Below are 20,710 nucleotides of genomic sequence, written 5' to 3'. Positions count from 1 at the left end.
GCCACCCGGTCGCCGCGGCCGTCGCGGTCGCGAACCTGAAGCTGCTGCGCGACGAAGGGATCGTCGAGCGCGTGAAGACCGACACGGGCCCGTACTTCCAGGCGCTGATGCGCGAGACATTCGCGCGTCATCCGATCGTCGGCGAAGTGCACGGTCACGGGATGGTCGCGAGCCTGCAGCTCGCCGAAGCGCCGGCCGAACGCCGCCGCTTCGCGAACGGCGGCGACGTCGGCACGATCTGCCGTGACTTCTGCTTCAACGGCAACCTGGTCATGCGTGCGACTGGCGACCGGATGCTGCTGTCGCCGCCGCTCGTGATCTCGCGTCAGGAAATCGACGAACTCGTATCGAAGGCGAAGAAGGCCGTCGATGCGACCGCCCAGCAGCTGGGCCTTTCGTAACGGCTTTGCCTACAGGCGTGCGGCGGGCGCCGCACGCCACCATCATCCAGGGGAATTCCACCATGCGTTCCAGCGTTCTTCGCCAAGCCTGTTCCGTCGCGGCCCTTGCCGCCGCGGCCGCGTTCACGTCGGTCGCCAGCCCGTCGGCGCATGCCGCCGACGAGTTGAACGTCTACAACTGGTCCGACTACATCGCACCCGACACGATCCCGAACTTCCAGAAACAGACGGGCATCCACGTCAAGTACGACAACTACGACAGCGACGACACGCTTCAGGCGAAGCTGCTTGCCGGCAGCTCGGGCTACGACATCGTCGTGCCGACGTCGAACTACATGGCCAAGCAGATCCAGGCCGGCGTGTACCAGAAGCTCGACAAGTCGAAGATTCCGAACCTCGCGAACCTCGATCCGCTGCTGATGAAGATGATCTCGGACGCCGATCCGGGCAACCAGTACGGCGTTCCCTGGGCCTACGGCACGGACGGCATCGGCTACAACGCGCAGGCGGTGAAGAAGGCGCTCGGCGACAAGGCGCCGGTCGACAGCTGGGCACTCGTGTTCGACCCGGCCAACATGGAAAAGCTGAAGGGCTGCGGCGTGTCGTTCCTCGACCAGGCCGTTGACGTGTTCGCGGCCACGTTGCAGTACATGGGCAAGAATCCGAACAGCACCAACCCCGGCGACTACCAGGCTGCATTCGAAGTCCTGAAGAAAGTCCGTCCGTACATCACCCAGTTCAACTCGTCCGGCTACATCAACGACCTCGCGAACAACGACGTGTGCGTCGCGCTCGGCTGGTCGGGCGACATCGGCATCGCGCACCGCCGCTCGGCGGAAGCGAAGCGTTCGTACGACATCAAGTTCGCGAACCCGAAGGAAGGCGGCCTGCTGTGGTTCGACGTGATGGTGATCCCGAAGGACGCACCGCACCCCGAGGCCGCGCTGAAGTGGATCAACTACGTGTCCGATCCGAAGGTCAACGCGGCGATCACCAACACGGTGTTCTACCCGACCGCGAACAAGGCCGCGCACCCGTTCGTCACGCCGGCCGTCGCGCAGGACCCGACCGTCTACCCGCCTGAGGACGTGCTGAAGAAGATGGTGCTGATGAAGCCGATGCCGGCCGACATCCTGCGCCTCGAGAACCGTCTGTGGGCGCAGCTGAAGACGGGCCACTGATCGCGAACCCTCGCGGCGGCGCAGGCATCGGCTGAACGCCTGCCCGCCCGGGATCCGCGGACATTCCGTCCGCCCGCGCGCACCGCGCGCCCTGTTCCATCCGGCACGAGCCGTTGTCCGCGAGTCGCGTTGCGCGCCTCGCGCGGGAACGCTCACGCCTGCAATCCGTGAAGAACGAATGGTGACTCCCATGCAATCGATACCCTCTTCCGCTGCCGCACGCCATACCCAACCGGCCGCCGTGGCCCGTTCGAAGAACGACGCGTTCGTGCGCATCGAAAACGTCGTGAAGAAGTTCGGCGACAGCACGGCCGTCGACAACGTGAACCTGACGATCGCGAAAAACGAGCTGTTCGCGCTGCTCGGCAGCTCGGGCTGCGGCAAGTCCACGCTCCTGCGCATGCTCGCGGGGCTCGAGACGGCCACCTCCGGCAAGATCTTCGTCGACGGAGAAGACCTCGCGTCGCTGCCGCCGTACCGCCGCCCGGTGAACATGATGTTCCAGTCGTACGCGCTGTTCCCGCACATGTCGGTCGAGTCGAACGTCGCGTTCGGGCTGAAGCAGGAAGGCACGCCGAAGAGCGAGATCAAGGAACGCGTGGCCGACGCGCTCGCGCTCGTGCAGATGAGCAAGTACGCGAAGCGCAAGCCGCACCAATTGTCCGGCGGCCAGCAGCAGCGCGTCGCGCTCGCCCGCTCGCTCGTCAAGCGCCCGAAGCTGCTGCTGCTCGACGAGCCAATGTCCGCACTCGACAAGAAGATCCGCCAGAAGACCCAGCTCGAACTGGTGAACATCATCGAGAAGGTCGACGTGACCTGCGTGATGGTCACGCACGACCAGGAAGAGGCGATGACGATGGCGAGCCGCCTCGCGGTGATGAGCGAAGGCAAGATCGTGCAGATCGGCACGCCGGGCGAAGTGTACGAATACCCGAACAGCCGCTTCTCGGCCGAGTTCATCGGGTCGACGAACCTGTTCGAAGGACGCGTGGTCGAGGACGAGCCCGACCACATCTTCGTCGAGAGCGACGACCTCGAAGCGCGCATGTACGTGAGCCACGGCGTGACCGGCCCGCTCGGGATGCCGGTCGGCATCTCGGTGCGGCCCGAGCGCGTGCAGGTATCGCGCGAGAAACCCGGTTCGCATCACAACTGGGCGCGCGGCGTCGTGACCGACATTGCCTACATGGGCAGCTACTCGCTGTATCACGTGCGTCTGCCGAGCGGCAAGACGGTGGTGTCGAACCTGTCGAGCTCGCACCTGATGCACGACGGTGCGCCGTCGTGGAACGACGACGTGTTCGTGTCGTGGTCGCCGGCCAGCGGCGTCGTGCTGACGCAGTGAGGGCGACATGATGAGAACCTCCGCTTCCACTTCGTCCGCCCCGGTGTCGACGGGCACCGCAAGCGCCGGCGCCGGCCGCGCCCGCCGCAGCCGCTTCGCCGCGCTGTCGCGCTTCCTGCCGTCGGGCCGCAGCGTCGCGATCGGCGTGCCGTTCCTGTGGCTGACGATCTTCTTCGCGCTGCCGTTCGTGCTGGTGTTCAAGATCAGCTTCGCCGACCAGGTGATGGGGATCCCGCCGTACACGTCGCTCGTCGAGTTCAAGGACGGCGTCGTGCACTTCGCGCTGCAGCTATCGCACTACGCGTTCCTGCTGCAGGACGACCTGTACATCGCGACCTACCTCAGCTCGCTGAAGATGGCCGCCGTGTCGACGGTGCTGTGCTTGCTGATCGGCTACCCGATGGCGTACTACATCGCGCGCTCGGAGCCGGCGCGACGCAACGTGCTGATGATGGCCGTGATGCTGCCGTTCTGGACGTCGTTCCTGATCCGCGTGTACGCATGGATCGGCATCCTGAAGGACGACGGCCTGCTGAACCACGCGCTGATCGCGCTGGGCATCATCCACACGCCGCTGCGCCTTTATCACAGCGACGCGGGCGTCTACATCGGGATGGTCTATTCGTACCTGCCGTTCATGGTGATGCCGCTCTACGCGCACCTCGTGAAGATGGACCTCACGCTGCTCGAGGCCGCATACGACCTCGGTGCGAAGCCGTGGGTCGCGTTCACGCGCATCACGCTGCCGCTGTCGAAGAACGGGATCATCGCCGGCAGCCTGCTGGTGTTCATCCCGGCGGTCGGCGAGTACGTGATTCCGGAGCTGCTCGGCGGCGCCGACACGCTGATGATCGGGCGCGTGATGTGGGATGAGTTCTTCAACAACATGGACTGGCCGATGGCGTCCGCGGTGACGGTCGCGATGGTGCTGCTGTTGCTGGTGCCGATGGCGCTGTTCCAGTACTACCAGGTCAAGGAACTGGAGGAAGCGAAATGATCAAGCCGAGCAAACCGCTGTCGACGGGCGTTCTCGCCTTCGGCTTCCTGTTCCTGTACATCCCGATCATCAGCCTGGTCGTGTACTCGTTCAACGAGTCGAAGCTGGTGACGGTGTGGTCGGGCTTCTCGCTGAAGTGGTACGCGGCGCTTCTGGAAGACGACGAGCTGCTCACCGCCGCGTGGCTGTCGCTGAAGATCGGCCTCTTGACGGCCACCGCGTCGGTCGTGATCGGCACGTGGGCGGGCTTCGTGCTCGCGCGCTTCGGCCGCTTCAAGGGCTTCACGCTGTACACGGGGATGATCAACGCGCCGCTGGTGATTCCGGAAGTGATCCAGGGGATCTCGCTGCTGCTGCTGTTCGTCGCGCTGGAGCAGATGTTCGGCTGGCCGAAGGGGCGCGGGATGGTGACGATCTGGATCGGTCACGTGATGCTGTGCGTGTCGTACGTGGCGATCATCGTGCAGTCGCGCGTGAAGGAGATGAACAAGTCGCTGGAGGAAGCGGCGCTGGATCTGGGCGCAACGCCGCTGAAGGTGTTCTTCGTCGTGACGCTGCCGCTGATCTCGCAGGCGCTGCTGTCGGGGTGGCTGCTGTCGTTCACGCTGTCGATCGACGACCTGGTGCTGTCGGCGTTCCTGTCGGGGCCGGGCTCGACGACGCTGCCGCTGGTGGTGTTCTCGCGCGTGCGGCTCGGGCTGAACCCGGAGATGAACGCGTTGGCGACACTGTTCATCACGGCGGTGACGATCGGCGTGATCGTCGTGAACCAGATGATGATCGCGCGCGAACGGCGTCGGGTGGCCGACATGAAGGCCGCGTTCGCGGCGGCATGAAGCCCCGCTTCCCCATCCCTCGATAACAAGACCGGCGCGCCGCGCGATGCGGCGCGCCAACCGAAACGCACATTGACAAGCGCACGACTAGGAGAATCCGCAATGAAGAAGAAACTGATCTGCCTGCTGGTGGCCGGCGCGTTGCCGGGCATCGCGCTGGCCGGCTCGACCTCCGCCGAAATCAAGGCACTGCAGGCGCAGGTTGCCGCGCTGCAGAAGCAGATGAAGGCGATGCAGGCGCAGCTCGCCGCGAAGCCCGGCGGCGCCCCGGTCGCGCAGGCCGGCACGACGGCCGGCGGCAAACCGGTGATCGTGGCCGCCGATCCGTCCTCGCCGGACTACGGCCGTGCCCAGGCCGCGCTGACCAACGACGAAGTCAGCGACATGAAGCAGCAGATCGCGAACCAGCAGCTGAAGGTCGACTCGCTGACCGACGCGGCCAACACCGGGCCGCTCGCCGGCCTGTCGGTCACGGGCTACATCGACCCGACCTACATCTATAACCGCGCGGCCGGCACGTCGTCGTTCCTGTTCGCGAACCACGAGAACGCGTACAACTACTTCAACAGCACGTTCGGCGACCTCTACCTCGACATCAAGAAGACCTTCGGCGTCGGCCCGATGGCGCCGTCGGCCGAGATCACGCTGATGCCGAACCGCGGCAACGGCATCACGCTGCTGCAGAACTCGCGCGGCTCGATCACCGACAACCTGCTGAACACCGCGGTCGTCAACGTGCCGATCAGCGCGACGACGACGCTCGTCGCCGGCCTGATCCCGAGCTTCGGCGGCTACGAGGTGCAGCAGTCGAACCAGATGCTCACGCTCACGCACAACCTGCTGTACGACTTCTCCGATCCAGGCAGCTACGTCGGTGCGGGCGCGAACTACACGAAGGGCAACTGGGCGTGGAAGTTCTTCCTCGGCAACGAGCAGTACCGCACGTACGGCTCGGTCACGCAGACGGGCACCAACGCGCTCGGCGATCCGATCACGACCAGCAACAAGGTGCCGACCTTCACCGGCCGCGTGGACTATACGTGGTCGAGCGCGCTCGACATCGGCGGGTCGTTCAACATCGGCCGCCAGACGCTGCCGAGCGCGATCGACCCGACGACCGGCAACGTGTCGTACGGTGTGGGCGGCGCCGCGCCGAACGCATACGGCACGTTCTTCTTCGCGGAAGCCGATGCGACCTACACGCTCGCGGACATCCAGTACAACGCGGAACTCGACTACGGCCAGCAGCAGCATGCGGCGTACAACGGCGGGCTCGCGCAGTGGTACGGCCTGTCGCTGCTCGCGCACCGCAAGTTCAACGCGCCGGTGGTCGGCCGCATGGGCGTGACGCTGCGCTACGATGCGCTCGTCAACAGCAAGAACGGCGGCGGCGGTGGCGGCATCGCGCTGAACGGCAACGGGATGGATCCGTACAACGGCTTCGGCGTCGATGCGGACTGCCTCGCGACGTCGAAGGCGAACGGCGGCCTGGGCTTCGACTGCAAGGGGGCGATCCGCCAGGACGTCGCGCTCGACCTGCTGTTCTATCCGACCCAGCAGATCACCGTGAAGGTCGAATACCGGCACGACTGGGCGAACAACAAGGTGTTCCTGCGCAACGACGGTTCGTACGGCAAGTCCAACGACCTGCTCGCAACGCAGTTCATCTATTCGTTCTGATGCAGGCCGCGCGGGATGCCGTGTCGCAAGCATGGCGTCCCGCGCCGTTTCACCCGGCCGGCTCGCGGTGCATCGCGCACCGGCGCCGGCCATCTTCGAGGGAGCCGGTTTGATGACGCAGTCTTTCACCCGCCGTGCCGATGCGCTCGCGCGCGACTCGTACTACGAAGCGACCGCCACGCGGCCGGCAGCCGACGACCCCGTGCTGGAGGATGCGATCGACGTCGACGTGTGCGTGATCGGCGCGGGCTTCGCGGGCCTGTCGACGGCGCTCGACTGCCGTGCGCGCGGGCTGTCGGTCGCGGTGATCGACGCGCACCGGCCCGGCTGGGGCGCATCGGGCCGCAACGGCGGCCAGGCGATCACGGGCTTCGCGAAGGACGAGGTGATCGAGCAACAGCTCGGCGCCGCCGGCGCACGCGCCGCGTGGTCGCTGTCGCTCGACGGCGTCGCGCTGATCGCCGAGCGGATCGCGCGCTACGGGATCGACTGCGACTTCACGCGCGGCTACCTGACGGTCGCGACGAAGCCGCGCCGCATCGACGACCTGCGCGCATGGATGGAGGCCGCGCGTTCGCGCTGGGGCCATCCGTCGCTGTCGTGGCTCGACACCGGCGCGATCCGTGCACGCATCGCGTCGTCCCGCTATCTGGCGGGCGTCTACGATCCGCTGTCGGGCCACCTGCATCCGCTCAAGTACTGCCTCGGCCTCGCCGACGCCGCGCGCCGCGAAGGTGTCGCGCTCCATGCGCATACGCCCGCGCTCGACGTCGTGCGCGGCGCCCGGCCGGTCGTGCGCACGCCGTCTGGCGAAGTGCGCTGCCGCTTCGTCGTGTCGTGCTGCAACGCCGGCCCCGGCGGCATACTGCCGGCCGCCACCGCCGCGCGCATCGCGCCGATCGCGTCGACCATCATCGCGACCGAACCGCTCGGCCGCGCACGTGCCGATGCGCTGATCGCGCAGCGCGAAGCCGTGTGCGACAACAACTTCTTCCTCGACTACTTCCGGCTGTCGGCCGACCACCGGATGCTGTTCGGCGGCCGCGCGAACTCCGCGGGCGCGTCGCCCGACACGCTCGCCGAAACGATCCGGCAGCGCATGGTCGGCGTGTTTCCGCAGCTCGCCGACGTGCGCGTCGAGCACGCATGGGGCGGCTTCGTCGACGTCACGCGCAATCGCGCGCCCGACTTCGGCGCGCTCGATCCGAACTTCTTCTACGTCCAGGGCTTCAGCGGACACGGCGTCGCGCTGACCGGGATCGCCGGACGCACGATCGCCAGCGCGATCGCGGGCGACATGGGCGCGTTCGACCTGTTCGCGCGGCTGCGCCACCGGCGCTTTCCCGGCGGCGACGCGTGGCGGCAGCCTGCGCTCGAACTCGGGATGCTGTACCACCGCGTGCGCGAGCTGTTCTGAGCCCCCTTCCTTCGCGATCCTTATCATGCAGACATTCGCCAACCAGCCGCACGCCGCGTCGTACTACGCGGCTAGCGCCAACGATACGACCCGCCATGCGCCGCTCGCCGGCGCGACCACCGCCGACGTGTGCGTGATCGGCGCGGGCCTCACCGGCTTGTCCGCCGCGCTCAACCTCGCCGAGCGCGGCCATTCGGTGACCGTGCTCGAGGCGTCGCGGGTCGGATGGGCGGCAAGCGGGCGCAACGGCGGCCAGCTGATCGGCGGCTTCGCGTGCGACATCGATACGTTCGGCAACTTCATGCCGGAAGGCGACGTGAAGCGGATCTGGGACATGGGGCTCGAAACGCTGTCGCTCGTGAAATCGCGCATCGCGAAGCACGACATCGACTGCGCGCTCGTGCCCGGCTACCTGACCGCCGCGAACACCGAGCGCGACGCGGATGCGCTGAAGCGCTGGCGCGACGAGGCTGCGAAGCGCTTCGGCTACGAGCGCCTGCATTTCGTCGAAGCGGACGCGCTCGGCGACTACGTACAGTCGGCGCGCTATCGCGGCGGCCTGTACGACCCCGACAGCGGCCACCTGCATCCGCTGAACTACACGCTCGGGCTCGCGCGCGCGGCGACCGATGCCGGCGTGCGGATCCACGAGGACAGTTGCGTCACGCGCGTGCGCGACGTCACGGGCGGTCATGTCGTCGAAACGGACCAGGGGCAGGTGCGCGCGCGCTTCGTCGTGCTCGCGTGCAACACGTATGTCGGCACGCTCGCGCCTGCGCTGTCGAAGAAAATCATGCCGGTCGGCACCTACGTGATCGCGACCGAGCCGCTCGGCGAAGCGCGCGCCGCCGCGCTGATGCCCGCGCGCGCGGCCGTCTGCGACAGCCGCTTCGTGCTCGACTATTTCCGGCCGGCGCCCGACACGCGGCTCGTGTGGGGCGGCAAGGTCAGCTATTCGACGCGGCCGCCGCGCAATCTCGCCGACGCGATGCGCGCGGACATGCTGAAGACGTTCCCGCAGCTCGCGGACGTGAAGGTCGACTACGCATGGGGCGGCTTCGTCGACATCACGATGAACCGCGCGCCGCATTTCGGGCGCGTCGCGCCGACAATGTATTTCGCGCAGGGCTTCTCGGGGCATGGCGTGAACACGACCGCGCTCGCGGGCAAGCTGATCGCCGAGGCGATCGACGGCCAGGCGAGCCGCTTCGACCTGTTCGACAAGGTCCGGCATCGCGACTTCCCCGGCGGCGCGACGCTGCGCACGCCTGCGCTGGTGCTCGCGATGAGCTGGTATCGGCTGCTCGACGCGTTCGGCGTGCATTGAGCCGGCGGCACGGCCGCCCCATGCGAAACGGCCGCGCTCGCGCGCGGCCGTCTCCCTTTTACCCGGTGCGACGGCACGGTTCCCGCTACTCGACCACCTTCTGCCGCATCGTCACGAACTCCTCGGCCGCGGTCGGGTGAATGCCGATCGTGTCGTCGAACTGCGCCTTCGTCGCGCCCGCGCGAATCGCGATCGCGATGCCCTGGATGATCTCGCCCGCGTCGCGGCCGACCATGTGCGCGCCGACCACGCGCTGGCTGTCGCGCGCGACCACGAGCTTCATCAGCGTGCGCTCGTCGCGGCCCGACAGCGTGTGGCGCAGCGCCTTGAACGACGTGCGGTAGATGTCGAGCTCGCCGTACACGCCGCGCGCATGCGCCTCGGTGAGCCCGACCGTCGCGACCTCGGGCTGGCTGAACACGGCCGACGGCACCCATTCGTGATCGGTCGCGACGCGGCGCCCGCCGAACAGCGTCGCCGCGAGCAGCGCGCCGTCGCGCGTCGCGACCGGCGTGAGCTGCGGCCGCGACGTCACGTCGCCGATCGCATGGATCGATTCGACCGACGTCGCCGAATACGCATCGACCGCGATCGCGCCGCGCGCGTCGAGCAGCACGCCCGCGCGTTCGAGCCCGAGCCCTTCGACGTTCGGCACGCGGCCCGTCGCATAGAGCACCGCGTCGTACGGCCCGTGCTGTGCATCGCCGACGCGCACGGAGAGCGTGCCGTCGTCCGCGCGCGCGATCGACTCGACCACCCCGCGCGAATGGATCGCGACGCCCTGCTTGGTCATCTCGTCGGTCAGGAATTGCCGCACGTCGTCGTCGAAACCGCGCAGGATCTTCTCGCCGCGATAGAAGAGATCGACATGGCTGCCGAAGCCGTTGAAGATGCCCGCGAACTCGACCGCGATATAGCCGCCGCCGACCACCGCGATGCGCTCGGGCCGCTTCGCGAGCGACAGCGCCTCGCGCGACGTGATCACGTGTTCGATGCCCGGCCGCGGCGGCAGCGACGGGCGCGAGCCGGTCGCGATCGCGATGTGGCGCGCGCGGATCGTGCGATCGCCGACGGCGACCGTATGCGCGTCGACGAGCGTCGCGCGCCCCGCGTGCATCTCGACGCCGGATTGCCGCAGCAGGTTGATATAGATGTCGCTGAGCCGGTTGATCTCGCGATCCTTCGCGGCGATCAGCGCCGGCCAGTCGAGCGTGCCGGCGCCGAAGGTCCAGCCGAAGCCCTTCGCGTCCTCGAGCTCGTGCGGATAGTGCGATGCGTAGACGAGCAGCTTCTTCGGGATGCAGCCGCGCAGCACACAGGTGCCGCCGATCTGCTCCTCTTCCGCTATCCCGACGCGTGCGCCGTATGACGCCGACATCCGGGCGAGCCTCACGCCGCCGGAGCCGGCCCCGATGACGAACAGATCGTAGTTGAAATCCATCGCAAGCCCTCATCGTTGTTCAGCAGTTCGGATGACGGCACGATAGCAAGATTCCGGAATTCGTGCGGAGCGTGGCGCCGCAGCGCGCGCTCATAAAAAACGGCGAGAGACGTCGCCTCTCGCCGGTCAAACCGGCTGCCGGGTGTGCCATGCGTCACCGATCGACCACATGCCCGGCCTGCCGGCCGCGCGGCACCGGTCCGCCCGGGCACGCGAACGGCGCACCCGCGGCGGAACCAGCGCCATGCTCAGGCCTGCGACGTGTCGCTGCCGTCCGTCGCCTGCGTATCGTCTGCCTGCGGGGGCTGCTCTTCCTTCTTCTCGAGCATGCCTTCGATCGCTTCGGCGCCCTTGAAGCCGGCGATGGCCGCCGCCGCCTTGGTCAGCAGGCCCGCATCCGGATCGACCTTCTCCGCTGCCTCGACGGCCGCCACGGCGCCAGCGATTTCACCCACGGTGTTCAGGATACCCATTGTCATCCCCTTTCAAGAAAATCGTGAGCGCATCGTCCCACGAAAAAAAACCGGCAGACCGTGTTTGTCATCACCGGATACACAAGTTACGCACCAGGCCGGCCGCACGCAAAACGCGCGCCGGAACGACGCCCGCGCGCGTGCTGCGGCACACCGCGGATCATCCACGCAGCGTAGCGGAAACGCCTCGCGCGCACTGTCAAAGTATGTTCCGGATTGCCGACGGAACGCTTACGGACAGGCCGTTTCCGATGGAGTGATCGCTGAATGGTCGTTCGCGCGCTTGAAGCTCGCGTGACGAAAAAAAAGAGGCTCCCGCGGGAGCCTCTTCGATGCGCGCCGAGCCGGAGCCGGAGCCGGCACATGCGTTCCGATTTTCGTCAGAAGATATTGCGCAGGCCGATCGCGATGCCGGTCTGGTTGCTGCGGCCCGGCAGCTCGACGTTCGCCGCGCCGTTCGTCTTGTTGAAGTCGACGGTGCCGTAGACTTCCGTGCGCTTGCTCAGCGCGTATTCGGCGATGCCGACAATCGCGTAGCGGTTGCCGCTCGCGAGCGTGCCGTTCGCGGTCATCGCGTTGCGCATGTGGTCGTAGTAGAACGCGCCCGTCAGCGTCAGCGGCGTGCTGACCTGCCAGCTCACGCCCGCGAACGGACCGTCGTCGATCCGGCCCGTGCCCTTCGCGACCGGGATCGACTGCTGCGCGAGCAGGCTGTCGACGAAACCGGTGTCGTCCTTCGAGCGCAGGTAGCCCGCGTAGACCTTCGCCTTGCTGAACGCATACACGACGTTCGCGTGGTAGATCGTCTGCTTGCGTGCGGAGTTGTCGCTGTTCTGCTGCGCGCCGGCCGCGATGCTCAGCGGCCCCATCACGTACGACAGCGACACGCCCCAGGCATTGCCCTTGCCGAGCGAGCCCGGGATCTGGCCCGAGAAGCCGCCCGCGCCGGTCGATTCGTAGTTCGTGCCCGTCGAGTACATCGCCTTCGCGGTCAGGCCCGCGAACTTGCCCGTGTACTTGATCTGGTTGTCCGCATACAGGCCGCCGCCCAGCGCGACCGGCAGCCACGCGTTTTCGAGGTAGTTGCCGACCGTCAGCGGATCGTAGGTGTCCGACAGCAGGTCGAACAGCGGGGTCTTCTGGCGGCCGAGGGTCACCGTGCCGTACGGGCTCTGCAGGCCGACGTACGCCGCGCGGTTGAACAGGCGGCCGCTGTCGGCGAACGCGCCGTTCTGCAGGTTCACGCCGCTCTCGAGGTTGAACACGGCCTTCAGGCCGCCGCCGAGGTCTTCCGTGCCGTAGATGCCGAAGCGGCTGTTGGTGATCGCGCCGTTGGTCATCGACAGCAGGCCGTCGTTCTTGGCGTTTGCGTTGGTCAGGTACCGGATGCTGGCGTCGGCGACGCCCCAGAGCGTGACCGAGCTTTGTGCGGCTGCGTACTGGCTGGCGAAGGCCAGGGCCGCGCCCCCTGCGATGGCTGCGAGTCGGGTGGTCTGCTTCATGAGCTTTCCTTTTTGTGGGTGTCTCCATTCATGGCCGGCCGCGTGCGCAGCCGGGTGGCGATCGAGCACGCTCATGGCGCGCGCGATGTGGGCTGAATCATAAGACGAGTGCGCTTGCTGAAAGAAATTGAAACGCGTGGTAAGGCGCGATTGTCGCCCGGCAACAACGTTTCCCGCGCCGGGCTTGCCTCTCGCGCTGCGGATGCGGGGCGCGGCGACGGCGGAAAACGGGTCGGTGCTGTAAGGATCGGCGCGCGTCAGGTCGGCCGCGGCTTCCCGCCGTCAGGAGTGCTGCCATTGCTACCCGCGCCGCCCGCGCCCCCCCTGCTGTCGCTTCCCCCGCCCGCGCGCCGCCACGCCCGCCGCACGATTTCCGCGAACGCACCGACGAGCAGCAGCACCGCGCCCCACAGCGCGACGTCCGGCACGAGCCGCGTGACGAGGCCGCCGACCACCGCGCCGGCCAGGAAGCAGAAGCTGATCGTCGCGAGCAGCGCCGAGTCGTGCAGCGCACCCGCGTCGTAGCGCGGAATCAGGCCGACGAACAGCTTCTGCGCGGCACGCCGCAGGTTGCCGGTCGTCATCACCGACGTGTACGACAGTTCCTCGAGATGGGTGAATGACAGCGTCTGCAGCGTCGCGACGAACGAGATGCCGGGAATCAGCCACGCGCTCGACGCGCCGACGAGCCCGCTCGCGGCAATGCCGAGAAACGCGATCTCGACGATCAGGCTCGCGAACGCGGTGTGGCGCATCCAGCCACGCTGCGCGGCGAGGCCGAGCAGATGCGCGACGAACACCGCAACCACGAAGCCGCCGAGCGGCGGCACGTGATGCAGCGCGGCCGCCCATTCACCGGCCGACAGGTTGATGCCGAGCAGCGCGACGTTGCCGGTCATCGTGTTCGCGAACACGTGACCGTGGCCAACATAGGTGTACGCGTCGAGGTAGCCGCCGGACAGCGTGAGCAGCGCGGCGACGGCGAGGTTGCGGCTGGCGCCGTCGAGATCCATCAAGCCTCCCGTGAAGAGTCGCGCCAGTATCGCGCACGGGAGGCCGGTCGTGCGCCGCTCACTGACCGATGCCGGTGAGCCCGATAACCGCACCGGCCGCGAGCAGCCACAGCGGATGGATGCGCGTGCGCCACGCGAGCGCCGCGCAGGCGGCCGTGATGCCCCACTGGATTGCCGAACGGTTCGACGCTTCCGAGATCAGCACCGCGCTGGCCGCGACGAGCCCGGCCGTAACCGGCATCAGCCCCTGCTGCACGTAGCGGCGCCACGGCCGGTCGCGAAAGCGCTCCCACGCATGCAGCGCGAGCACCGTGACGACCGACGACGGCCCGAACTTCGCGATCGACGCGACCAGCAGCCCGGACCAGCCGGCCACATGCCAGCCGACCAGCGACACGATCATCATGTTCGGTCCCGGCGCCGCCTGCGCGAGCGCGAACAGCGCGGTGAACTCGTGCGCGCTCATCCAGTGATGCACGTCGACCACCTGCCGCTGCATCTCCGGCAGGATCGTGTTGCCGCCGCCGAACGCGAGCAGCGACAGCTGGCTGAAGATCGTCGCGATCGCGATCAGCGTGTCGTTCATGACCGGCCTCCGTCGCGTGCGGCGGTGCGCTGCGATGCCGGCGTCTCGCGGCGCCGCGACGCGAACCAGATGCTCACGGGCGTCAGCACCAGCATCGTGGTCAGGAGCGGAATGCGCAGCACCGCGATCGCGACGAACGCGAGCGCCGCGATGCCGGCCGCGGTGCGCGGCGCCTGCAGCAGCGGCTTCGCGACCTTCACGGCCATCGCGACGAGCAGGCCCGCGGCCGCGGCGGCGAGCCCGCCGAACAGGTGCTGCACGCGCGGATCGCCCTGCGTCTTCGCATACAGCACGCCGAGCGCGACGACCACGAGGGTGGGGCCCGCGATCAGCCCGAGAATGCCGGCGAACGCGCCCGCGACGCCGCGAAAGCGCATGCCGACGGCAACCGACAGGTTGATCACGTTGCCGCCCGGCAGGAACTGGCACAGGCCGAGCAGATCGGTGAATTCGTCGGCGGACAGCCATTTGCGCTCGTCGACGATCGTGCGCCGCGCGAACGGCAGCGCGCCGCCGAACGACATCAGGCCGAGCGACAGGAAGCCGGTGAACAGCTCGGCGAGGCCGATCCGGCGCGGAGACGCAGCAGGCGGCGGAGAAACGGATTGCATGGGGCTCCTCATCAAACGGTGCCCCGAGGTTACCGCCGTTCGGGATGCCGGCAAAACGATTTTATCGGCGCGTCCTTGTGATCTAAAATCACAAGCATGGCACGCGACCTCCCACCTTTTTCCGCGCTTCGGGCCTTTGAAGCAGCGGCACGACATGAAAGCTTCAGCGCCGCCGGCGACGAGCTGCATGTGACTCACGGTGCCATCAGCCGGCAGATCGCCGGCTTCGAGGCGTGGCTCGGCAAGCCGGTGTTCCACCGCTACGGCAAGCGCGTGAAGCTCACCGACGAAGGCCGCCGCTACCTGGACACCGTGCGCGCCGCGTTCGACAGCATCGCGCTCGCCACCGAGCAGCTGCGCAACACCGGTGCCGCACGTGTGCTGCGCATCAATGCGCTGCCGACCTTCGCGATGAAATGGCTGCTGCCGCGCCTGTCGCGGTTCCAGCGCGACGTGCCGAACGTCGAGCTGAAGCTGTCCACGTCGAACGCGCCGCTCGACGCGCTCGACGCGCTCGACGGCTTCGACGTCGCGATCCGCCGCGGCCCCGGCCACTGGCCGAACTGCACGAGCGGCCACTTCCTCGACGAAAGCGTGATTCCGGTCTGCAGCCCCGCGCTGCTCAAGCGCGCGCCGATCACCCGCGCGGACGATCTCGCGCGGCACGTGCTGCTGCATTCGGATACGCGGCCGGAAGGCTGGCGCGACTGGTTCGCGGCGGCCGGCGTGGCGATGAAGGGGCGCAAGCGGCAGTCGTTCGACCACTTCTACCTGGCGCTGCAGGCGGCCGTCGACGGGCTGGGCGTCGCGCTCGGCCCGCTGCCGCTGATCGACGACGAGCTTGCGAGCGGGCGCCTGGTGATGCCGCTCGACGGGCCGCGCATCGCGACGCGCAGCTACTGGTGGATCGCGCCGCGCGCGCCGGCCGACGATCCGCTCGTCGCGCAGTTCTGCGCGTGGCTGCAGGGGCAGTCGAATACCGGCGCGTAGGTCCGCACCGGCGGGCGGCATTGCACCGCCCACTCCCGCTCACACCACCGGGCCCGGTTCCTTCTCCTTGCGCAGGAGCGCGTACAGGATGATCGCGCCGAACGTCGCGGTGCCGATCCCGCCGAGCCCGAAGCCGCCGAACTTCAGCGAGAAGTCGCCGGCACCGAGCACCAGTGTGACCGCCGCGACGATCAGGTTGCGGTTGTCGGAGAAGTCGACCTTGTTGACGACCCAGATCCGCGCGCCCGTCACCGCGATCAGCCCGAACACGACGATCGACACCCCGCCGAGCACCGGGCCCGGAATCGTCTGGATCACCGCGCCGAACTTCGGCGAGAAGCCGAGCCCGATCGCGATCAGCGCGGCGATCGCGAACACCAGCGTCGAATAGATCCGCGTGACGGCCATCACGCCGATGTTCTCCGCGTAGGTGGTCACGCCCGTGCCGCCGACGCTGCCCGACACGATCGTCGCGAGCCCGTCGCCGATGAACGCGCGACCGACGTAGCGGTCGAGATTGGTCCCCGTCATCGCGCTGACGGCCTTGATGTGGCCGAGGTTCTCCGCGACCAGGATCACCGCGATCGGCGCGAGCATCAGCATCGCGTGCGGATCGAAGACCGGCGCGCGGAAGCTCGGCACCCCGAACCACGCGGCATGCGCGACGATCGCGAAATCGATCGGCTTGCCGAGACCCATCCCGTTGGTCGCGATCGCGTAGATCGCATAGGCAATCAGGAGCCCGACGAGGATCAGCAGGCGCTGCATCATCCCGCGCGCGAACACCGCGACGCCGCCGACGCACAGCACCGTGACGAGCGCCATCACCGAGTCGAAGGTCGATGCCGACACGCCCTTGACCGCGATCGGCGCAAGGTTCAGCCCGATCACCGCGACCACCGCCCCGGTGACGACGGGCGGCATCAGCGTCTCGATCCAGCGCGTGCCGATCGCCTGCACCAGCGCGCCGAGCGCGACGTACACGACGCCGCACGCGATGATCCCGCCGAGCGCGACCGGGATGTTCGGGTTCGGGCCGCTGCCGCCGTAGCCCGTCACCGCGATCACGAGGCCGATGAACGCGAAGCTCGAGCCGAGGTAGCTCGGCACGCGGCCGCCGACCAGCACGAAGAACAGCAGCGTGCCGATGCCCGACATGAAAATGCACAGGTTCGGGTCGAAGCCCATCAGCAGCGGCGCGAGCACGGTCGAGCCGAACATCGCGACGACGTGCTGCACGCCCATCGCGACCATCTGCGGCCACGCAAGGCGTTCGTCGGGGCCGACCACGCGCGACGCGCCGGTCGATTGCACCCGCCAGCGCGGGAAGTAGGAATCGGACATGGGAAAAGGGCTCCTGTCGAACGCCGGCTGCGGACGGTGCGCCGGTCTGGAATCTGGCGCGAGTTTACGGAGCGGAAATGGGGCTGGCAAGCGCGAACCGCCGGGGCGACGGCGGTGCCCGCGGGGCTGGCACCCGGGCGGCACGATAGCGCCGACAGCCGCCGACAGCGCTTAACCGGCGCACTGTGTGATGTAAGCGGGCGCTCACACCGGGCAGTGCGCCGCGGGTGTCACGGATTGATGTACTGGAACAGCGACAGGTTCTGCAGTTGCGCGTAGGCCTTCTGCGCGCCTGACAGCGCATTCTGCATCTGCAGGAACTGGCTGATCGTCGACACCATGTTGGTGCTGGTCAGGTCCGCCAGGTCGCTGCTGACCTGCACGGTATTGGTCTGGTTCACGGCCTGCATTGCCTGGATTTCGTGCTCGCGGCCCCCGACCGACGCCTGCACGGTGAGGATGTTCGTCATCGTGTTGTTCAGCTTCGTCGTGCCGGTCGTCATCGCGTTCGTCAGCGCGGCCGAGGCGGCCGTATCGCTGCCGATCGGTATTTTCAGCGCGGCGATCATCGTGTCGAGCGACGCGAACACGTCGGTGCCGGCCTGCGGCGCGGGCGTCACCGTGAACGTGTCGCCCAATGCCGGCGTGCCCGATACCGGCACCGTCAGGCCGTTGCCGAGCGCGATCGCGGCACCGTCCGAGTACGGCTGGGGTGCGGTCTGGCTCGATGGCCCGATCGTGTTGTCGGTGACCGTATAGGTCGGCGCGGTCGACGTGCCGCCGAACGTGATCGTGAACGGGTGCGCGTTGGTGGCCGCCGACGGGTTCGTGATCGATACCGCACCGATCGTACCCGTGCCCGTATTGCCGGTGCCCGCGGCCGGCACGGGCTGGCTGCCGAGCATCGGCACCGACAGGAACACGTTCGTGCCGCTGTCGCCCTGCGCGATCGAGCGCGTGTCGGCGATCTGCACCTGGCGCGCGCCACTGTCGCCGCTGTAGGTCACGCCACCGCCCGCGGCATCCGCGAACGGCGCCGTGGTCGACTGGAAGCCCGCGAACAGGTAGTTGCCCGCGCCGTCCGTGGTGTTCGCGAGCGTCAGCAACTGGTTGCGATAGCCCTCCAGCTGCGTCGCGAGCGCCGACCGGTCGCTGTCGGCCAGCGAACCATCGCCGGCCTGCATGACGATCGTGTGCATGCTGTTCAGCAGGTTGTTGACGCTCGTCAGTGCCTGATCCTCCTTCTGCAGCGACGACAGCGCGACGTTCTGGTTCGCGGAGTACTGCGAAAGCGTCGCCGACGTCATCGACAACTGCACGGCCTGCGCCGCACCGACCGGGTTGTCGGCCGGGGTCGACAGGCTCACGCCGCTCGAGATCTGCTGATACAGCTGCGCGAGCTGCGCCTGCTGGTCGCTCATCTGCGCGACGTTCATCTGGTAAAACTGGGCAGTGGAAATCCGCATCGCTTCTGTCCCCGGAATCAATTGAACAGGCCGAGCACGGTCTGGAACAGCGTCGCCGCCGTCTGGATCACCTTCGCGTTCGCCTGGTAAAGCTGTTGATACTGCATCAGGTTCGCCGCTTCCTCGTTCTGGTTCACGCCGGACGCCGACTGCTGCGCGGTCGTGATCTGGCCGACGAGCGAGGTCTGCGCGGCGCTCGACGACTTCAGCTGGCTCGCCGTGTTGCCGATGCCGTTCACGTAGCTCGCATAGGCGCCGGTCAGCGTGGTCGAGCCGTTGCCGAACGACTTCGAATTGACGAGCTTCGACAGCGCGAGCGCGTTGCTGCCGTCGTTCGTGCCACCCGTGTTCGGCGCGACCGCAAACGTGTCGCCGGCTGCCGGCGCGCCCGACACCGTCACCGCGACGCCCGCCGTCAGCGTGATCGGCGAACCGGTCTGGAACGGCTGCGCGCCCGACGTGGTCGGCGGCACGGCCGTGTTGTCGGTGACCGTATAGGTCGGCGCGGCCGACGTGCCGCCCATCGTGATCGTGTAGTTGTGTGCGTTGGCCGCGGCCGATGCGCTCGTGACAGACAGCGAGCCGATCGTGCCGGTGCCCGTGTTCGTCGTGCTCGCCGACGACGCGTACGGCGACGCCGCCGCGATCGCCGAGCCGGTCGACGTCGCGAGACCGAAGCCGTTCAGCGCGTCGCGCGTCGGCAGCACGGTGAACTGGTCGCCGGCCTTCATCGCGCCGGACGGCACCGAGAAATTCAGGCCGCCGAGCGAAACCGGCATCGGGCCGGCCATCTGGCCGACCACCGTGCTGGTCGCGCGGTCGGTGAGCGTGTAGTGGGTCCCGTCGAACGACAGCGTGTAATCGCTCGTCGTGGGCTGCGACGCGTTCGCGAACGACACGGACAGCGTTGCGTCGCCGGTGTTGCCCTGGTTCGAATAGACGGTCGGCGTGCCGGTCGTAAAGAGATTGCCGCCGGGGTTGCCCGACAAGTCGAGGCCGAGCGCGTTCTGCGCGTTGACTTGCGCGGCGAAGCTCGTCGCGATCGCGCCGAGCTGCGCCTCGGCCGGGTCGAGCGTCTGGCTGCGGAACGCGAGCAGGCCGCCGAGCGTGCCGCCCGACAGCGACGCATCCGGCAGCGCCTGGTTCGGGCCCTGCGGGTTCGCGCCGGCGATCCCCCGCGACACGACGGTCAGCTCGCTCGGATCGGACGGCGACGTGACGGTCGCGAGCTGGTAGCTCTTGTCGGCGAGGACGAGCGGCTGGCCGCCCGCGAGGAACACGCTGTAGCCGCTGTCGCTGCGCACGACCTGCACGCCGGCGAGGCTCGACAGGTTCGACACCGCGAGGTCGCGCTGGTCCATCATCTGGTTGGGCGGCTGTCCCTGGCTGCTCGCCGCGGAGATCTGCTGGTTCAGCTGCGCGATCTGCACGGTGTACGCGTTGATCTGCGACACGGTGCTGGTGAGCTGCGTGTTGACGCTCTGGCGCAGCGAGTCGTACTGCTGGCCGGCTGCGGTGATCTGGTTCGCGAGCGTCTGCGCGTTGCTCATCGCGGTCTGCCGCACCGACGGGTCGGACGCATTGTTCGCGACGTTCTGCAGCCCGGTGAAATAGCTGGTGACCGCGGTCGAGATGCCGGCCGTCGGGCTGCCGACGTAGTTGTTCAGCTGCGCGACGAGCGAATACCAGGTCGACAGCGCGCCGCCCTGCGACTGCGCGCTGTTCAACTGGTCGCTCAGGTACTGGCTGTATTGCCGCTGCACCGTGACGGTGTTCACGCCCTGCGGCATGTAGCCGCTCGACGTGTACTGGCCGCTCGCCTCGGCATAAACGGGGCGCTCGACCGAATAGCCGGGCGTCGCTGCGTTGCTGATGTTCTGACCGGTCGTCGTGAGGCCCCAGAGCGCGGCATTGAGGCCGCTGACGCCGAGGTTCATGAGTGTGTTGGACATGCGCGATCCTGATGAGCCGGCCGCGCTGCGGCCGCCGGGTTGCGTGACTCCCGGTATAACGGCCGCGGATCGGAAAAATTGAGGAAAAAATGCACGCGCGACGCGCACGTGCGCGCGCCGTTCGAGGGCCCCGGCGGCCACTGCCGGC

The 20,710-nt window shown here is 67.9% G+C and carries 17 protein-coding genes and 2 pseudogenes; 9 read left to right on the top strand and 10 right to left on the bottom strand.

The features are described from left to right. From DIE15_RS16395 to DIE15_RS16360, 8 genes are all read left to right on the top strand, one after another. Positions 1–401: aminotransferase class III-fold pyridoxal phosphate-dependent enzyme (locus DIE15_RS16395; protein ID WP_124833805.1), on the top strand; the 401-nt coding region annotated here is incomplete at its 5' end. Between the two features lie 62 nt (positions 402–463). Further along, positions 464–1,582, top strand: a complete 1,119-nt coding sequence (locus tag DIE15_RS16390; protein WP_057924522.1) for a polyamine ABC transporter substrate-binding protein — start codon at positions 464–466, stop codon at positions 1,580–1,582. Positions 1,583–1,772: 190 nt separating this feature from the next. After that, positions 1,773–2,927: an ABC transporter ATP-binding protein gene (locus DIE15_RS16385; RefSeq protein ID WP_124833804.1), complete on the top strand. Its 1,155-nt coding sequence runs from the start codon at positions 1,773–1,775 to the stop codon at positions 2,925–2,927. A 10-nt stretch (positions 2,928–2,937) separates the two neighbouring features. Beyond that, positions 2,938–3,924, top strand: coding sequence for an ABC transporter permease subunit (locus DIE15_RS16380; RefSeq protein WP_057924816.1), 987 nt, complete (start codon positions 2,938–2,940; stop codon positions 3,922–3,924). Next, positions 3,921–4,760 carry an ABC transporter permease subunit gene (locus DIE15_RS16375; RefSeq protein ID WP_057924524.1) on the top strand — a complete coding sequence of 280 codons (840 nt, stop codon included), beginning with the start codon at positions 3,921–3,923 and terminating at the stop codon, positions 4,758–4,760. The genes DIE15_RS16380 and DIE15_RS16375 overlap by 4 nt, the downstream gene beginning before the upstream one ends. Before the next feature lie 102 nt (positions 4,761–4,862). Next, on the top strand, positions 4,863–6,440 hold the full coding sequence (locus DIE15_RS16370; RefSeq protein WP_124833803.1) for a DUF3138 family protein: 1,578 nt from the start codon (positions 4,863–4,865) through the stop codon (positions 6,438–6,440). A gap of 112 nt (positions 6,441–6,552) precedes the next feature. Further along, positions 6,553–7,857, top strand: a complete 1,305-nt coding sequence (locus tag DIE15_RS16365; RefSeq protein ID WP_124833802.1) for an FAD-binding oxidoreductase — start codon at positions 6,553–6,555, stop codon at positions 7,855–7,857. Positions 7,858–7,882: 25 nt separating this feature from the next. Further along, complete coding sequence (locus DIE15_RS16360) at positions 7,883–9,184, top strand: FAD-binding oxidoreductase (RefSeq protein WP_124833801.1); 1,302 nt, start codon at positions 7,883–7,885, stop codon at positions 9,182–9,184. A gap of 85 nt (positions 9,185–9,269) precedes the next feature. Here the strand turns inward: DIE15_RS16360 and gor are convergent, their stop codons facing one another. The 6 genes from gor to DIE15_RS16330 form a co-directional block, all read right to left on the bottom strand. Next, on the bottom strand, positions 9,270–10,625 hold the full coding sequence (gor, locus tag DIE15_RS16355) for a glutathione-disulfide reductase (protein ID WP_124833800.1): 1,356 nt from the start codon (positions 10,623–10,625) through the stop codon (positions 9,270–9,272). A gap of 248 nt (positions 10,626–10,873) precedes the next feature. Continuing rightward, entirely contained in the window at positions 10,874–11,098 is a 225-nt protein-coding gene (locus DIE15_RS16350) for a hypothetical protein (RefSeq protein WP_057924529.1), read from the bottom strand. A 380-nt stretch (positions 11,099–11,478) separates the two neighbouring features. Continuing rightward, complete coding sequence (locus DIE15_RS16345; protein ID WP_057924530.1) at positions 11,479–12,600, bottom strand: porin; 1,122 nt, start codon at positions 12,598–12,600, stop codon at positions 11,479–11,481. A 257-nt stretch (positions 12,601–12,857) separates the two neighbouring features. Continuing rightward, complete coding sequence (locus DIE15_RS16340; protein ID WP_124833799.1) at positions 12,858–13,613, bottom strand: YoaK family protein; 756 nt, start codon at positions 13,611–13,613, stop codon at positions 12,858–12,860. A 58-nt stretch (positions 13,614–13,671) separates the two neighbouring features. Continuing rightward, positions 13,672–14,199 carry a chromate transporter gene (locus tag DIE15_RS16335; RefSeq protein ID WP_057924532.1) on the bottom strand — a complete coding sequence of 176 codons (528 nt, stop codon included), beginning with the start codon at positions 14,197–14,199 and terminating at the stop codon, positions 13,672–13,674. Next, a complete protein-coding gene (locus DIE15_RS16330; protein ID WP_124833798.1) occupies positions 14,196–14,810 on the bottom strand; it encodes a chromate transporter in 615 nt (204 codons plus the stop codon). The genes DIE15_RS16335 and DIE15_RS16330 overlap by 4 nt, the downstream gene beginning before the upstream one ends. Positions 14,811–14,906: 96 nt before the next feature. Between DIE15_RS16330 and DIE15_RS16325 the strand changes: the two genes are divergently transcribed. After that, complete coding sequence (locus tag DIE15_RS16325) at positions 14,907–15,800, top strand: transcriptional regulator GcvA (RefSeq protein ID WP_124833797.1); 894 nt, start codon at positions 14,907–14,909, stop codon at positions 15,798–15,800. A gap of 39 nt (positions 15,801–15,839) precedes the next feature. On the opposite strand, the gene DIE15_RS16320 is transcribed toward DIE15_RS16325, so the two are convergent. The 4 genes and pseudogenes from DIE15_RS16320 to flgK all read right to left on the bottom strand — a co-directional run. Beyond that, on the bottom strand, positions 15,840–17,144 hold the full coding sequence (locus DIE15_RS16320) for a solute carrier family 23 protein (protein WP_057924535.1): 1,305 nt from the start codon (positions 17,142–17,144) through the stop codon (positions 15,840–15,842). A 230-nt stretch (positions 17,145–17,374) separates the two neighbouring features. Then, positions 17,375–18,610: a flagellar hook-associated protein FlgL gene (gene flgL / locus DIE15_RS16315; protein WP_124833796.1), complete on the bottom strand. Its 1,236-nt coding sequence runs from the start codon at positions 18,608–18,610 to the stop codon at positions 17,375–17,377. Positions 18,611–18,627: 17 nt separating this feature from the next. Continuing rightward, positions 18,628–19,020 (bottom strand): annotated as a pseudogene (locus DIE15_RS38150) (flagellar basal body rod C-terminal domain-containing protein); the annotation flags it as partial. A gap of 158 nt (positions 19,021–19,178) precedes the next feature. After that, a pseudogene (gene flgK, locus DIE15_RS16310) lies at positions 19,179–20,562 on the bottom strand (flagellar hook-associated protein FlgK); the annotation flags it as partial. Positions 20,563–20,710 lie beyond the last annotated feature (148 nt).

The sequence above is a fragment of the Burkholderia sp. Bp9031 genome, from assembly GCF_003857965.1.
Lineage (GTDB): Bacteria > Pseudomonadota > Gammaproteobacteria > Burkholderiales > Burkholderiaceae > Burkholderia > Burkholderia ambifaria_A.
Note: the sequence above shows the minus strand (reverse complement) of the source record. Positions and strands in the feature narration are given on the sequence as shown.

Excerpts from the sequence above, each read along its gene's own strand:
- DIE15_RS16390 (WP_057924522.1), top strand. The coding sequence starts at position 464 with ATGCGTTCCAGCGTTCTTCGCCAAGCCTGTTCCGTCGCGGCCCTTGCC.
- DIE15_RS16385 (WP_124833804.1), top strand. The coding sequence starts at position 1,773 with ATGCAATCGATACCCTCTTCCGCTGCCGCACGCCATACCCAACCGGCC.
- DIE15_RS16380 (WP_057924816.1), top strand. The coding sequence starts at position 2,938 with ATGAGAACCTCCGCTTCCACTTCGTCCGCCCCGGTGTCGACGGGCACC.
- DIE15_RS16375 (WP_057924524.1), top strand. The coding sequence starts at position 3,921 with ATGATCAAGCCGAGCAAACCGCTGTCGACGGGCGTTCTCGCCTTCGGC.
- DIE15_RS16370 (WP_124833803.1), top strand. The coding sequence starts at position 4,863 with ATGAAGAAGAAACTGATCTGCCTGCTGGTGGCCGGCGCGTTGCCGGGC.
- DIE15_RS16365 (WP_124833802.1), top strand. The coding sequence starts at position 6,553 with ATGACGCAGTCTTTCACCCGCCGTGCCGATGCGCTCGCGCGCGACTCG.
- DIE15_RS16360 (WP_124833801.1), top strand. The coding sequence starts at position 7,883 with ATGCAGACATTCGCCAACCAGCCGCACGCCGCGTCGTACTACGCGGCT.
- gor (WP_124833800.1), bottom strand. The coding sequence starts at position 10,625 with ATGGATTTCAACTACGATCTGTTCGTCATCGGGGCCGGCTCCGGCGGC.
- DIE15_RS16350 (WP_057924529.1), bottom strand. The coding sequence starts at position 11,098 with ATGGGTATCCTGAACACCGTGGGTGAAATCGCTGGCGCCGTGGCGGCC.
- DIE15_RS16345 (WP_057924530.1), bottom strand. The coding sequence starts at position 12,600 with ATGAAGCAGACCACCCGACTCGCAGCCATCGCAGGGGGCGCGGCCCTG.
- DIE15_RS16340 (WP_124833799.1), bottom strand. The coding sequence starts at position 13,613 with ATGGATCTCGACGGCGCCAGCCGCAACCTCGCCGTCGCCGCGCTGCTC.
- DIE15_RS16335 (WP_057924532.1), bottom strand. The coding sequence starts at position 14,199 with ATGAACGACACGCTGATCGCGATCGCGACGATCTTCAGCCAGCTGTCG.
- DIE15_RS16330 (WP_124833798.1), bottom strand. The coding sequence starts at position 14,810 with ATGCAATCCGTTTCTCCGCCGCCTGCTGCGTCTCCGCGCCGGATCGGC.
- DIE15_RS16325 (WP_124833797.1), top strand. The coding sequence starts at position 14,907 with ATGGCACGCGACCTCCCACCTTTTTCCGCGCTTCGGGCCTTTGAAGCA.
- DIE15_RS16320 (WP_057924535.1), bottom strand. The coding sequence starts at position 17,144 with ATGTCCGATTCCTACTTCCCGCGCTGGCGGGTGCAATCGACCGGCGCG.
- flgL (WP_124833796.1), bottom strand. The coding sequence starts at position 18,610 with ATGCGGATTTCCACTGCCCAGTTTTACCAGATGAACGTCGCGCAGATG.